Here is a 13579-nt window from a genome sequence, read left to right on the forward strand (position 1 = left end):
GAATTTCGTGGGGTTTACGCAATTTGCCGGCCTGCGCAACCCCAAAGGAATGGAGCTTAACGCAGGCACAGCCGGGCGTTGCCGCTTAACGCGGCTAGGTCGTCGCCATCATGGCGATCCCTTAAGCCGCGCGCGCCTGGAGGGCGCGAACTACCCTCCGTTTGGGCAGGGCCGCACCAGTCGGGACGATCATCCCGGCGGCGCCGTCCAGCGCGCCTGTCGTGAATTCGATCGCCAGCAGGCGGTCGCGCTCGAACGGACCGGGCAGCGACAGCTCGCCGGTGTTGGCGGCCGAGAAGCCGAAGCGGGCGTAATAGGGGGCATCGCCGAGCAGGATCACGGCGGCATGCCCGCGCGCCCGGGCGGCAGCCAGCGCTTGTTGCATCAGCGCGGCGCCGATCCCGAGCTCGCGGCAGGCAGGGTCCACCGCCAGCGGTCCGAGGACCAGAGCGGGCCTGCCTCCGGCGCTGACGTGCCACAGCCGCACGGTTCCCACGAGCTTCCCCTCGCGCATCGCGGCCAGCGCAAGGCCGGCAGCGGGGGCGCGTCCGTCACGCAGGCGCTGACAGGTACGGCCATGGCGGTTCTCGCCAAAGGACGCATCGAGCAGCGCTTCACGCATCGCAACGTCGACAGCACGCTCCGCACGGATCGCGAACGGAGCGGCTTTCGAAGTGGGGTCAATTTGTGTCTTCCGAAGAGCAGTCATGGCGCGTCAGTCCCCGCTTGAAACTGACGTGCGCAAAGCACGCCGGTTCAAGGCGTCGTCAGAAATCGAAATGTCAGGGAGGGAGCCGGCAAGCCGGTTCCCGGGTTCGTCAGGCCTCAGACGCGAGGCGGATCAGATGTGGTAGGTTTTCAGCGGCGGGATGCCGTTGAAAGCCACCGCCGAGTAGGTCGACGTATAGGCCCCGGTGCCTTCGATCAGCAGCTTGTCGCCGATCTCGAGCGTCACCGGAAGCGGATACGGGTTCTTCTCGTACAGCACGTCGGCGCTGTCACAGGTCGGGCCCGCGAGCACGCACGGCGTCATGTCCGCGCCGTCATGCGGGGTGCGGATGGCGTAACGGATCGACTCGTCCATGGTCTCGGCGAGACCGCCGAACTTGCCGATGTCCAGATAGACCCAGCGCACCTCGTCCTCGTCGCTCTTCTTCGAGATGAGCACGACTTCGGACTCGATGATGCCGGCGTTGCCCACCATGCCGCGGCCCGGCTCGATGATGGTCTCCGGAATCTGGTTGCCGAAGTGCTTGCGCAGCGCGCGGAAGATCGAGCGCCCGTAGGTCACCACCGGCGGTACGTCCTTCAGGTACTTGGTCGGGAAACCGCCGCCCATGTTGACCATGGTCAGGTTGATGCCGCGCTCGGCGCAGTCGCGGAACACCTGCGAGGCCATTGCCAGCGCACGGTCCCACGCCTTCACCTTGCGCTGCTGCGAGCCGACATGGAAGGAGATGCCGCACGGCTCCAGGCCCAGACGCTTGGCAACGTCGAGCACGTCGACGGCCATCTCCGGGTCGCAGCCGAACTTGCGCGACAGCGGCCATTCGGCGCCGGCGCAGTCATAGAGGATGCGGCAGAACACCTTTGCGCCGGGCGCGGCACGGGCGACCTTCTCGACTTCGGCGGCGCAATCGACCGCGAACAGCCGAATGCCGAGCGCGAAGGCGCGCGCGATGTCGCGCTCCTTCTTGATCGTGTTGCCGAAGGAGATGCGGTCGGGCGTCGCACCGGCGGCCAGCGCCATCTCGATCTCGGCGACCGTCGCGGTGTCGAAGCAGGAGCCCATGGAGGCGAGCAAAGCCAGCACTTCCGGCGCCGGGTTCGCCTTGACGGCATAGAACACGCGGCTGTCGGGCAGCGCCTTGGCAAAGGTCTGGTAATTGTCGCGCACGACTTCGAGGTCGACGACGAGGCACGGCTCGGTGTCGAGGCCCTCGCTGCGGCGGTTGCGCAGGAATTCCTGGATACGGTCGGTCATAGCACTCTCCCAAACGGCCCAGCGACGGGGATCCGTTCAAAAAATGACGTCGGATAAGAGCGCTCCGGCCAGATCGCGCGATGGAGGCGCGACGAGCCAAAGACTCACATCAGACTGTGCTGCCGTGGATTGGTTGGGAATGTTCCCGCCCGCACACCTGGCAATGAAGGACAAGCCTTTTCAGTAGCCCGCGCCGGCGTTGGACTGCCGGTAGAGACCAAAAAAGCCCGATCCGTCGTTGCTTTAAGTCGCGTCCCCCGTTGAGAGCGGGGTGCGCCGGTTCGCCTCCGGCTGCCAGTCACGGTTGCAAAGAGCAAAGTCACCTTCGACAAGGCATCTCTTTGAGAGAGATGCTGGACGCTCCGGGTTTGCTTTCGTCTTCCGGCGATGAGCCTTCCGACTTCCACACTTCCGAAGAGCCCCTCGGCTTCTTCACCCCTTGGCGGCTGTCCGGCCTCTTGTCCGGATACCTACCGACTGACACACGACCACAGGCACGTGCGAAATTGGGCAATCCGCACATAAGTGTTTTGACTCTGCTTCGCAAGAGATTTTTTAGGCTGCGAACAGAATTGCCTAACATCTGCTTGCGCAGTGTTGCGCGCGCGACGCGAAAGATGAACGCGCGTTAAGTTTTCTGCGCGGCGCGCGTCACTCGCGAGCGTCCGCGCTTCAGCCGCGCTTCGTGAACGGCTCGACGCGTTGAGCGGCGCGGATGAAGGCCGTCATCACGAGCACGCCGAGCGCAAACAGCGTGGCCTGAAGGATGTGCGTGCCTTGCTCGCCCAGCCCGAACAGGATCGCGAGCGCCCAGCCGCCGGCAAACGCCGCGCCGAACACCTCGGCGCCGATCAGGATGGCGGCGCTGACGACGGTGATGACGCTCGGCCAGACGATCCGACGGGAAGACGAGGAGGTCGCGTTCATGAGCTCAGGGGTCCTAGGCTTGGAGGGCCGCAATCTCACCGAAAAGGCAGCCGGGAGCAAGGGCAAACGGCCCAAAAAAGCCCTATCGCGTGCTATAGCTGGCCGCAACAATCGAGCCACAAATCGGGACTTGTAATGTCAGAACCCCGCCAAACTACGGACTCCGAGACCAACCCGCTGCTGAAGGCGTGGGTGACGCCGTTTGCGACCCCGCCCTTCGACGAAATCAAGCCGGAGCACTTCCTCCCGGCCTTCGAGCAGGCCTTCGCCGACCACTCCGCCGAGATCGCAGCGATCACCAACGACCCGACCGCGCCCGACTTCGCCAACACCATCACGGCGCTGGAGCGCTCGGGCAAGCTGCTCAGCAAGGTCGCGTCGGTCTTCTACGACCTCGTCTCGGCGCATTCCAACCCGGCCATTCTGGAGATCGACAAGGAGGTTTCCTTGCGGATGGCGCGGCACTGGAATCCGATCATGATGAACGCCGTGCTGTTTGGCCGCATTGCCCAGCTACACGAGAACCGCGCCAATCTCGGTCTGACACCGGAACAGCTCCGCCTGCTCGAGCGCACCTACACCCGCTTCCACCGCTCCGGCGCCGGCCTCTCCGAAGAGGCCAAGACGCGGATGGCGGAGATCAACGAGAGACTCGCCCAGCTCGGCACCAGCTTCAGTCATCATCTGCTCGGCGACGAGCAGGAATGGTTCATGGAGCTCGGCGAAGCCGACCGCCAGGGCCTGCCGGAGAGTTTTGTCGCCAGCGCCAAGGCTGCGGCGGAAGAACGCGGCATGGCCGGCAAGGCCATCGTCACCCTGTCGCGCTCCTCGGTCGAACAGTTCCTGAAGAGCTCGGCCCGGCGTGACCTGCGCGAGAAGGTCTACAAGGCCTTCACCGCGCGGGGCGACAACGGCAATGCCAACGACAACAACGCGACCATCGTCGAGGTCCTGAAGCTGCGCGAGGAGAGCGCCAATCTCCTGGGTTATCCGACCTTCGCGGCCTACCGGCTCGAGGATTCCATGGCCAAGACGCCGGAAGCGGTGCGCGGCCTTCTGGAGCGGGTCTGGAAGCCGGCCCGGGCGCGGGCGCTCGCCGACCGCGACGACATGCAGGCGCTGATCACGGAGGAGGGCGGCAATTTCAAGCTCGCCCCCTGGGACTGGCGCTTCTATGCCGAAAAGCTGCGCCTTCAGCGCGCCAATTTCGACGACGCCGCGATCAAGCCGTATCTCGCGCTCGATCACATGATCGCCGCCGCCTTCGACTGTGCCACGCGCCTGTTCGGCGTCACTTTCGAGGAGCGCAAGAACGTGCCGGTCTGGCATCCGGACGTCCGGGTCTGGGAGATGAAGGGGCGGGACGGCAAGCACAAGGCGCTGTTCTATGGCGATTACTTCGCCCGGCCGTCGAAGCGCTCCGGCGCCTGGATGACCTCGCTGCGCGACCAGCAGAAGCTCGACGGCGAGGTCGCGCCGCTGATCCTCAACATCTGCAACTTCTCCAAGGGCGCGGACGGGGAACCCTCGCTGCTGTCGCCCGACGATGCCCGCACCCTGTTCCACGAGTTCGGCCATGGCCTGCACGGCATGCTCTCCAACGTGACCTATCCGTCGCTGTCGGGCACCTCCGTGTTCACCGACTTCGTCGAATTGCCCTCCCAGCTGTACGAGCATTGGCAGGAGCGGCCCGAGGTGCTGCAAAAGTTTGCCCGCCACTACCAGACCGGCGAGCCGCTGCCGGACGATCTGCTGCAACGGTTCCTGGCCGCGCGAAAATTCAACCAGGGTTTCGCCACGGTCGAGTTCGTCTCCTCGGCGCTGATCGATCTCGAATTCCACACCCAGCCGGCCTCCGCCGCGCAGGACGTCCGCGCCTTCGAGAGACGCGAGCTGGAGAAGATCGGCATGCCCGAGGAGATCTCGCTGCGTCACCGTCCGACGCAATTCGGTCACATCTTCACCGGCGATCATTATGCCGCCGGCTATTACAGCTACATGTGGTCGGAGGTGATGGACGCCGACGCCTTCGGCGCATTCGAGGAAGCCGGCGACATCTTCGATCCCGCCGTCGCAAAACGCCTGCACGACGACATCTACTCGAGCGGCGGATCGGTCGATCCGGAAGCCGCCTATGAGGCCTTCCGCGGCCGCCCGCCGGAGCCCGATGCGCTGCTGCGTCGCCGAGGTCTGCTTGACGCCCCGAAGGCGGCCTGATGGGCGTGCGCGCCCTGCTCGGGCTGCTGCTCGCCGCTGGCCTCACCTTTGTGGCCGGGGCGGCGCAGGCGCACCCGCATGTCTGGATCACCGCGACCAGCGAGTTGCTCTATGCCGCGGACGGCACCATCACCGGCGTGCGCCACGCCTGGACGTTTGACGACATGTTCTCGGCCTATGCCGTGCAGGGGCTCGAGAGCAAGACCAAGGGCGTCTATACCCGCGAGGAGCTCGGACCGCTGGCGCAGACCAATGTCGAGTCGCTGAAGGAATATGCCTACTTCACCTTCGCGCGAGCCGACGGCAAGAAGGAGCGATTCCAGGAGCCGGTCGACTACTTCCTCGACTACAAGGATACGGTCCTGACCCTGCACTTCACGCTGCCGCTGAAGAATCCGGTCAGGTCCAAGCAATTGATGCTCGAAGTGTTCGACCGCTCCTTCTTCATTGACTTCCAGATGGCCAAGGACAACCCGATCAAGCTGGTCGGCGCGCCCGCCGGCTGCCAGATGAAACTTGAGCGGCCGAGCGACGGCACCGCGAGTGCGCAGAAGCTCAACGAGCAGACCTTCATGAACGGCGAGAACTCCAATTTCGGCATGATGTTCGCCAACAAGATCACGGTGGATTGCCCTTGAAGTCGAAACTCTCCCCGCTCGCACGTGGGCTGCTCACCTGTGCCGCCGTTCTGCTGGTTGCGGGCGTGGCCGACGCGGCCCTCCACGAACTCGTCGCGCAGAACCCGTTTGGCGCACCAAGACCCGCGCGGGCGGCTGAGCCTGAGGCCAGTGGCCTCATCGGCTGGCTCTTGGCAAAACAATCGGAATTTTATCGCCAGATGTCGGCGACCATTCGCGCCGCCAAGTCCGACGGCTCGGCGGTGTGGACGCTGCTCGTCATCTCCTTTGCCTACGGCATCTTCCACGCCGCAGGGCCCGGCCACGGCAAGGCGGTGATCGCCTCCTATCTCGTCGCCAATCGCGAGACTGTCAGGCGCGGCATCGTGCTGTCGTTTGCATCCGCGTTGATGCAGTCGCTGGTGGCGATCCTGATCGTCGGTATCTCGGCCTGGGTGCTGAATGCGACCGCCAGGACCATGTGCAAGGCGGAAGGCGCGATCGAGATCGCAAGCTACGCCCTGATCGCGCTTTTCGGCCTGCGCCTGGTCTGGGTCAAGGGCCGCACCTTCATCCGTGCGCTGCAGGCGGTTCAGCCGGTGTCGGCGATCGCGGGCGTGCCGCATGACCATCATGATCACGGTCACCACCATCATGATGCGCATGATCATCATCGTCACGATCATGCGCACGCCCATCATCACCACGCGCATCACCACGTCCATGACGAGCATTGCGGCCATTCCCACGGCCCCATGCCGAGCGAGCTCGCCGGCCTCGGAGGCTGGGGACGCGGCTTTACCGCGATCCTGACCGTCGGCATCCGTCCCTGTTCGGGCGCGATCCTGGTGCTGGTGTTCGCGTTGGCCCAAGGCCTGTTCTGGGCCGGCATCGCCGCAACTCTGCTGATGGGGCTCGGCACCGCGATCACCGTCGCGGTCATTGCCGTGGTCGCCGTCTCCGCCAAGGACATCGCCGCCCGCCTGAGCGCCGGACGCGACGGCAACGGCGCGCTGTTCATGCGCGGCATCGAATTCGCCGCCGCCGGCCTCGTGCTGCTGTTCGGTGCAGGCCTGTTGTTGGGTTACATCGCGGCCGAACGGACGACGTGTTTCTGAGTTTTTCCCTCTCCCCTTGTGGGCGAGGGTGGCTCGCCGCGTAGCGGCGAGACGGGTGAGGGGTTGTCTCCGCGAGCGATCCTCTTGCAGCTGCGTTCGCCGATAGAACCCCTCATCCGGCGCTTCGCGCCACCTTCTCCCACAAAGGGAGAGTCACACCGGCAAGAACTGCTTCAACGCCGGCATGAAGAAGATCCCGAGATTGATCGCAAAGCCGATGCTCCAGAGGATGGAGCGCAGCGTCGGGCGGTTCCCGAGATAGGTCAGCACATAGGCGATCCGTACGATCAGGAACAGCACCGCGAGCTCGTCGATCATCCGCTGCGGCGAGTCCCGGAATTCGGCCAGCAGCACCGCGAAGGCGAAGAACGGAAAGGTCTCGATACCATTCTGGTGGGCGCCGAGCGCGCGCTGCGCGATGGCCTCTTCGTAGAAGGCGGGATCGCGCGGGCGTGAATTGTCGAACCCGCGAAACCTGATCCATTTGACCGAGACGATCGTCACCAAATAGAGCAGCAACGCTCCGGAGACGCACCATTCCGCGAGTGTCATCTTTCCTCCCCCGCCTCGGTGCGACCCTAGCGAAACCGGCCTGATCTTGACAAGCTCGGGGCAACGCGCGACCCAACGAGCATGACAACCCTAGCCCCTCTCAAGACCACGAAGCCGCTGCCTCAGTCCGGCCAGCCGCGCGTCGGCGTACTCCTGGTCAATCTCGGCACGCCCGATACCGCCGACGCGCGCGGCGTGCGGGTCTATCTGAAGGAGTTCCTCTCGGACGCCCGCGTCATCGAGGATCAGGGCTTGATCTGGAAGCTGGTGCTGAACGGCATCATCCTGCGCACCCGCCCCCGCGCCAAGGCGCGCGATTATCTCAAGATCTGGAACACCGAGAAGAACGAGTCGCCGCTCAAGACCATCACGCGCTCGCAGAGCGACAAGCTCGGAGCCATGCTGTCGGACCGCGACCAGGTCACGGTGGAATGGGCTATGCGCTACGGCAATCCCTCGATCAAGTCGGGCGTCGATGCGCTGATTGCGAAGGGCTGCGATCGCATTCTTGCCGTCCCCCTCTATCCGCAATATTCCGCCGCGACGTCGGCCACCGTCTGCGATGAGGTGTTTCGCGTGCTTGCGCGGCTGCGCGCGCAGCCGACGCTGCGGGTGACGCCGTCTTACTACGAGGACGAAGCCTATATCGAGGCGCTCGCCACCTCGATCGAGACGCATCTGGTGAGCCTGTCGTTCAAGCCAGAGCTGATCGTCGCCTCCTTCCACGGCATGCCGAAGGCCTATGTCGACAAGGGCGACCCCTATCAGGACCAATGTGTGGCGACCACCGAGGCGCTGCGGCGCCGGCTCGGCATGGACGAGACAAAGCTGCTGCTGACCTTCCAGTCGCGCTTCGGATTCGACGAGTGGCTGCAGCCCTACACTGACAAGACCATGGAGCGTCTGGCGAAAGAGGGCGTGCGCCGTATCGCGGTGATCACGCCGGGTTTTTCCGCCGACTGCCTGGAGACGCTGGAGGAGATCGCGCAGGAGAATGCCGAGATCTTCAAGCACAATGGCGGGGAGCAGTTTTCCGCGATCCCCTGCCTCAACGACAGCGACCCCGGCATGGATGTGATCCGAACGCTGGTGCTGCGCGAGCTCCAGGGCTGGATATAGTGAGCCTGGATCCGAGGAGCGCCCCATGAACCGCCGCGAGGTTCTGGCGCTTCTTGGGGTGACCACGATGCTGCCGGCCTCGGTGCTGGCGCAAGCGAATGCGACGCGCCGGCTCGGCGTGCTCTCGGTCACTGCGGCGGACGATGCGATCGGGCAGACGCGTAGCGCGGTCCTGGTCGAGGCGCTTGCCGGCCATGGCTGGAAGGAGGACGGCAGCCTTGAGATCGATTGGCGCAACGGCGGCGGCGACCGCGCGCGGATCGCGCAACTCGCCGACGAACTCGTGGCGCTCAAGCCCGACATCCTGCTTGCGGTCGGCACGCCCTCAGTGGAGGAGCTGCGCCAGCGCACGACGACGATCCCGATCGTTTTCGCCGTCGTCACCGATCCTGTCAGCCAGGGCTTTGTCCAGAATCTCGCCCATCCCGGCGGCAATATCACCGGCTTCACCGATTACGACGGCCCGCTGGCCGGCAAATGGCTGGAGATGCTTACGCAGGTCGTGCCAAAGCCGTCACGCGTTTCCGTCGTCTACAATCCCGCCACCGCGCCGTTCGCGCCGCTGATGCTGCGGACGATCGAAGACGCCGGCCGCGCGCTCGATGTGACGGTGGTGCCCGCGCCGGTCCATGACACGGCCTCGATCGCCGCCCTGGCCTTGCGGAAAGACGGCGGCCTGCTGGTGCTGCCGGATTTCTTCACCATGTCCAACCGTGCGCTTCTCCTGGCAGCCATCAATGAAGCGCGCGTGCCGGCGGTGTTCTGGAGCCGGACCTTCGTCGACGAGGGTGGCTTGATGTCCTACAGCACCGACAGCGCCGAGCAGCTCCGCCGCGCCGCCACCTATATCGATCGCATCCTGAAGGGTGCGCGAGCGGCCGACTTGCCGGTCCAGAATCCGACCACGTTCGAGCTGGCGATCAACTTGAAGACGGCCAAGGCGATCGGCGTCACGCTTCCGCCAAGCCTGCTCGCAACCGCGAACGAGGTCATCGAGTAGGATTTGGCTGCGACCGCCGGATTCGTTAACGTCGTCGCTAGGTGTGCGCCAGCACGCTTTCAAGAGCGCCTCGCAAATACATAATCGCGACCATTCCCTCTCCCGGTGTCTTGTGTAGAATCCTACCGATGCCGAAATCAGGCACGACCGCTGAGCCTTGAATCCTTCTGAACTCTTTACTGAATACTTTACTGAACCCTTGGGGTCGTGATCCCGACCAATGACAGCGCGGAAAAGGCCTTTTCCCGCCAATCTTTTCCGCCTTGGAGGAAATATGAGCGGTTTCGACATTTTCGCGATTGTTCTGGTCTTGCTCGTCATCGTCACGCTGGTGGCCGGCGTGAAGACGGTGCCGCAGGGCTATGACTGGACCATCGAGCGGTTCGGCAAATACACCCAGACGCTGAGCCCCGGGCTCAATCTGATCGTGCCCTATTTCGATCGCGTCGGACGCAAGATCAACATGATGGAGCAGGTGATCGACATTCCCGAGCAGGAGGTGATCACCAAGGACAACGCCACCGTGACGGTCGACGGCGTCGCCTTCTTTCAGGTGTTCGATGCCGCCAAGGCGAGCTACGAGGTCTCTAACCTGACCCAAGCCGTCACCGTGCTGACCATGACCAACATCCGTTCGGTGATGGGCTCGATGGATCTCGACCAGGTGTTGTCGCACCGCGACGAAATCAACGAGCGCCTGCTGCGTGTAGTCGATGCCGCCGTCTCGCCCTGGGGCCTCAAGGTCAATCGTATCGAGATCAAGGACATTGTGCCGCCGGCGGACCTCGTCGAAGCCATGGGCCGACAGATGAAGGCCGAGCGCGTCAAACGCGCCGACATCCTTCAGGCCGAAGGTGCACGCCAGTCCGAGATCCTGCGCGCAGAGGGTGCCAAGCAGGGCCAGATCCTCCAGGCGGAAGGTCGCCGCGAGGCCGCCTTCCGCGACGCCGAAGCACGCGAGCGGTCGGCGGAAGCTGAGGCCAAGGCGACGCAGATGGTCAGTGAAGCCATTGCCAAGGGCGACGTCGCGGCGCTGAACTACTTTATCGCCGACAAATATATCAAGGCGTTCGGGCAGTTTGCGGACTCGCCGAACCAGAAGATCATCATGCTGCCGATCGAGGCCACCAGCATGCTCGGCTCGCTCGCCGGCATCGGCGAGATCGCCAAGGCGACGTTCGGCGAGAGTGCTGCATCCGCCGCTGCCGCCGCTCGTCGCGGTTCGGTGCCGACGACTGGGAGCACGCCCCCGGCGGTGCCGCCGCGGCAGGGGTAAAGCGCATGCCCCGGAAAAGTGGACACCGGTTTTCCGACAAGGGCATGCGCCATTTCAAAGAGGTCGTGTCATGACCGACATGTTCGTATCGCTCGGCACCTGGAACTGGCTGATCTTCGGCTTCATCCTGATGGCGCTGGAGGTGCTGGCGCCGGGAGTCTTCCTGTTCTGGCTCGGGCTCGCCGCGCTGCTGGTCGGGCTGATCTCGTTCGGAGTGGCGATATCCTGGCAGATCCAGCTCGTGATGTTCGCGATCTTCGCCGCCGCCGCCGTGCCGGTTTGGCGTCGGCTCGCCCGGCCGAAGCCGGATGCAATTGCCGCCAGCCCCTTCCTCAACAAGCGCGCGGATGCGCTGCTCGGCCGCGAGTTCACGCTGGAGAAGCCGATCGTCGACGGCAACGGCACCATGCGCATCGGCGACACCGTCTGGCGCGTCGCAGGTCCCGATACGCCGGCGGGCACGCGTGTGAAGGTGGTGCAAGTGGACGGCGCGAATCTGACGGTGGCGGCGGCTTAGTCCACCGTCATTGCGAGCGCAGCGAAGCAATCCAGACTGCTGCCGGTGGAAAGATTCTGGATTGCTTCGCTTCGCTCGCAATGACGAGCTAGTCGGGACGGCATCGCCAGACTTACGCGCCGCTCTTGCTGCGCCACCGCTCCGCAAACCTATGCAGCGGCATGAACGTCTCGCACAAGTCCCGCCCGAGCGCCGTCAGCGCGTAACCGCCGGCTTCGCCGAGCTCCACGAACCCGGCCTCGCGCAAATCGTCCAGCCGCGCCTGCAGCACCGTCGGCGAGGCCTCGTCGCAGGCGGTGCGCAATGCGCGCGAGGTGAGGGGGGCGTCGCGCAGCTCCCACAGGATTCGCAGGCTCCAGCGTCGTCCGAGGAGGTCGAGCAGCACCATGATCGGCCGCCCGCTGCGCGGGCCACGGACGCCGCGCGATCTCGAAGTGGTCTGTTTCGCCATCGTCGCCCCCTTGCGCGGTGCTACAAATAGTGTAGCTTCATGCTACGTTAAATGTAGCAAGAGAGGCGGCCAATGTCCCCGGTCACAGCGCGCATTGCCCCGCTCACCCCGCCTTATCCCCCGGAGATCCAGGCCCAGTTCGACCGCATCATGCGCGGCGCGCCGCCACTGCTGCTGTTCCGGGTCATGGCGGGCCACACCCGCGCCTGGGACAAGTTTCGCGCCGGCGGCTTGCTCGATCCCGGACCGCTGTCGCTGCGCCAGCGCGAGATCGTGATCGACCGCACCTGCGCGCTGAACAAATGCGAATATGAATGGGGCGTGCATGTCGCGGTCTTTGCCGGGCCGGCGAAACTCACCGAGGAGGAAGTGCGCGCCACCGTGCAGGGTGATGCGGCGTCGTCGTGCTGGTCCCCGGCCGAGCAGACGCTGATCGCCGCCGTCGACGCGCTGCATCACAGCGCGACGTTTGACGACGCTGAGTTCGCTGCGCTGTCGGCGCATTACGACGAGGCGCAGATCCTGGAGATCATGCTGCTGTGCGGCTTCTACCGCACGGTCTCGTATCTGGCGAACGGACTGCGGTTGCCGCTGGAGGAGACGGCGGCAAGATTTCCTGCGCCGCTCTAGCCGCCGTCGTTGCGAGCGTAGCGAAGCAATCCAGAGTCTTTCCGCGGTGGCACTCTGGATGTTTCGCTGCGCTCGCAATGACGGTGAGTGGCTCCCTACGCCACGCCTGCCCGCAGCAGATCGTGCAGGTGCACGATGCCCACCACCTTGTCCGCCTCGGTCACGACCAGCGTCGTGATCTTGCGGGTGTTGAGCACCTCGATCATCTCGGTGGCCAGCATCGAGGGCGGTACGGTTTTCGGCTGCCTGGTCATGACGTCGTCGACCGACGCCGTCAGCAGGTCGGGCCGCATGTGGCGGCGCAGATCGCCGTCGGTGATGATGCCGAGAGCCTCGTTCGCCTCGTTGACGATGCAGACGCACCCCAAACCCTTGGCGGACATCTCCATCACCGCGTCCGACATCTTGGTGCCGAGCGGCTTGACCGGGATTTCCGCACCGGTGCGCATGTAGTCGCGGACGAATTTCAGCATCGCCCCTAACTTGCCGCCGGGGTGGAAATGCGCGAACTCCAGCGCGGTGAAGCCGCGGCCTTCGAGCAGCGCGATCGCAAGCGCATCGCCTATCGCGGCCTGCATCAGGGTCGAGGTGGTCGGCGCCAGATTGTGCGGGCAGGCCTCGCGCGCCTTCGGCAGCTCGATCACGACGTCGGCCGCTTGTCCCAGCGAGGATGCCGCGTTCGACGTCACCGCGATCATCGGGATTGCGAATCTTGCGGAATAGTTCACGAGAGTCTTCATCTCCGGCTGCTCGCCGGACCAGGACAGCGCCATGATGACGTCGTCGGTGGTAATCATGCCGAGGTCGCCATGGGCGGCTTCGGCGGTGTGCACGAAGAAGGCGGGCGTGCCGGTCGAGGCCAACGTTGCCGCGATCTTGCGGCCCATATGGCCCGACTTGCCGAGCCCGGTGACGATGACGCGGCCCTTCGCGTTGCGGATCAGATCGACCGCCTGGGCGAAGCTCGCGCCAAGCGGGCCGCGCAGGGCGGCGGCGAGCGCGTTGATACCGCCGCTCTCCGTTTCCAGCGTGCGGAGTGCGGATTCGACGCTGTCGGGAATGGGGCCGGATGATTGGGTCATCAGCGGTTTCGAACTCGGCATGTTCTGGTCCAGGAGGAGGGGCCTTCGCCCGTTGGCGCCTGCTTAACACGCCGCGGCCTTCGAGGCGA

At 64.8% G+C, this 13579-nt stretch carries 14 protein-coding genes; 8 read left to right on the forward strand and 6 right to left on the reverse strand.

Going from position 1 to position 13579, the window contains the following annotated elements; all coding sequences use genetic code 11:
- Nucleotides 1-121 precede the first annotated feature (121 nt).
- The 3 genes from IVB13_RS26685 to IVB13_RS26695 all read right to left on the reverse strand — a co-directional run bounded on the left by IVB13_RS26685 (nt 122) and on the right by IVB13_RS26695 (nt 2911).
- Nucleotides 122-709 (reverse strand): N-acetyltransferase, encoded by a 588-nt coding sequence (locus tag IVB13_RS26685; RefSeq protein WP_026232510.1) that lies wholly within the window; start codon nt 707-709, stop codon nt 122-124.
- A 132-nt stretch (nt 710-841) separates the two neighbouring features.
- Complete coding sequence (locus IVB13_RS26690) at nt 842-1984, reverse strand: type III PLP-dependent enzyme (RefSeq protein WP_018453321.1); 1143 nt, start codon at nt 1982-1984, stop codon at nt 842-844.
- Between the two features lie 672 nt (nt 1985-2656).
- Nucleotides 2657-2911 carry a hypothetical protein gene (locus IVB13_RS26695; protein WP_018453322.1) on the reverse strand — a complete coding sequence of 85 codons (255 nt, stop codon included), beginning with the start codon at nt 2909-2911 and terminating at the stop codon, nt 2657-2659.
- A gap of 135 nt (nt 2912-3046) precedes the next feature.
- Between IVB13_RS26695 and IVB13_RS26700 the strand changes: the two genes are divergently transcribed.
- Genes IVB13_RS26700 through IVB13_RS26710 form a run of 3 tightly spaced genes read left to right on the forward strand, consistent with a single transcriptional unit; the run spans nt 3047 to nt 6863 of the window.
- The gene (locus IVB13_RS26700; RefSeq protein ID WP_018453323.1) at nt 3047-5128 is read left to right on the forward strand and encodes a M3 family metallopeptidase; all 2082 of its coding nucleotides are present in this window, start codon (nt 3047-3049) and stop codon (nt 5126-5128) included.
- Nucleotides 5128-5766 (forward strand): DUF1007 family protein, encoded by a 639-nt coding sequence (locus IVB13_RS26705; RefSeq protein ID WP_247299312.1) that lies wholly within the window; start codon nt 5128-5130, stop codon nt 5764-5766. The genes IVB13_RS26700 and IVB13_RS26705 overlap by 1 nt, the downstream gene beginning before the upstream one ends.
- Nucleotides 5763-6863 carry a nickel/cobalt transporter gene (locus IVB13_RS26710; protein ID WP_018453325.1) on the forward strand — a complete coding sequence of 367 codons (1101 nt, stop codon included), beginning with the start codon at nt 5763-5765 and terminating at the stop codon, nt 6861-6863. The genes IVB13_RS26705 and IVB13_RS26710 overlap by 4 nt, the downstream gene beginning before the upstream one ends.
- A gap of 153 nt (nt 6864-7016) precedes the next feature.
- On the opposite strand, the gene IVB13_RS26715 is transcribed toward IVB13_RS26710, so the two are convergent.
- The gene (locus IVB13_RS26715) at nt 7017-7415 is read right to left on the reverse strand and encodes an MAPEG family protein (protein WP_018453326.1); all 399 of its coding nucleotides are present in this window, start codon (nt 7413-7415) and stop codon (nt 7017-7019) included.
- Nucleotides 7416-7496: 81 nt separating this feature from the next.
- Here IVB13_RS26715 and hemH point away from each other — a divergent pair, with 81 nt between their 5' ends.
- The 4 genes from hemH to IVB13_RS26735 all read left to right on the forward strand — a co-directional run bounded on the left by hemH (nt 7497) and on the right by IVB13_RS26735 (nt 11327).
- On the forward strand, nt 7497-8534 hold the full coding sequence (gene hemH / locus IVB13_RS26720; RefSeq protein ID WP_018453327.1) for a ferrochelatase: 1038 nt from the start codon (nt 7497-7499) through the stop codon (nt 8532-8534).
- A 25-nt stretch (nt 8535-8559) separates the two neighbouring features.
- Nucleotides 8560-9534 carry an ABC transporter substrate-binding protein gene (locus IVB13_RS26725; protein WP_018453328.1) on the forward strand — a complete coding sequence of 325 codons (975 nt, stop codon included), beginning with the start codon at nt 8560-8562 and terminating at the stop codon, nt 9532-9534.
- Nucleotides 9535-9808: 274 nt separating this feature from the next.
- Nucleotides 9809-10810 (forward strand): SPFH domain-containing protein, encoded by a 1002-nt coding sequence (locus IVB13_RS26730; RefSeq protein ID WP_007615156.1) that lies wholly within the window; start codon nt 9809-9811, stop codon nt 10808-10810.
- A 70-nt stretch (nt 10811-10880) separates the two neighbouring features.
- A complete protein-coding gene (locus IVB13_RS26735) occupies nt 10881-11327 on the forward strand; it encodes an NfeD family protein (RefSeq protein ID WP_007597152.1) in 447 nt (148 codons plus the stop codon).
- A gap of 112 nt (nt 11328-11439) precedes the next feature.
- Here the strand turns inward: IVB13_RS26735 and IVB13_RS26740 are convergent, their stop codons facing one another.
- Entirely contained in the window at nt 11440-11778 is a 339-nt protein-coding gene (locus IVB13_RS26740; protein ID WP_204512442.1) for a helix-turn-helix domain-containing protein, read from the reverse strand.
- Between the two features lie 72 nt (nt 11779-11850).
- Here IVB13_RS26740 and IVB13_RS26745 point away from each other — a divergent pair, with 72 nt between their 5' ends.
- Nucleotides 11851-12408 (forward strand): carboxymuconolactone decarboxylase family protein, encoded by a 558-nt coding sequence (locus IVB13_RS26745; RefSeq protein ID WP_018453330.1) that lies wholly within the window; start codon nt 11851-11853, stop codon nt 12406-12408.
- A 95-nt stretch (nt 12409-12503) separates the two neighbouring features.
- On the opposite strand, the gene IVB13_RS26750 is transcribed toward IVB13_RS26745, so the two are convergent.
- Nucleotides 12504-13511: a KpsF/GutQ family sugar-phosphate isomerase gene (locus tag IVB13_RS26750; protein WP_166520846.1), complete on the reverse strand. Its 1008-nt coding sequence runs from the start codon at nt 13509-13511 to the stop codon at nt 12504-12506.
- Between the last annotated feature and the right edge of the window lie 68 nt (nt 13512-13579).

The organism is Bradyrhizobium sp. 17 (assembly GCF_023073515.1).
Lineage (GTDB): Bacteria > Pseudomonadota > Alphaproteobacteria > Rhizobiales > Xanthobacteraceae > Bradyrhizobium > Bradyrhizobium canariense_D.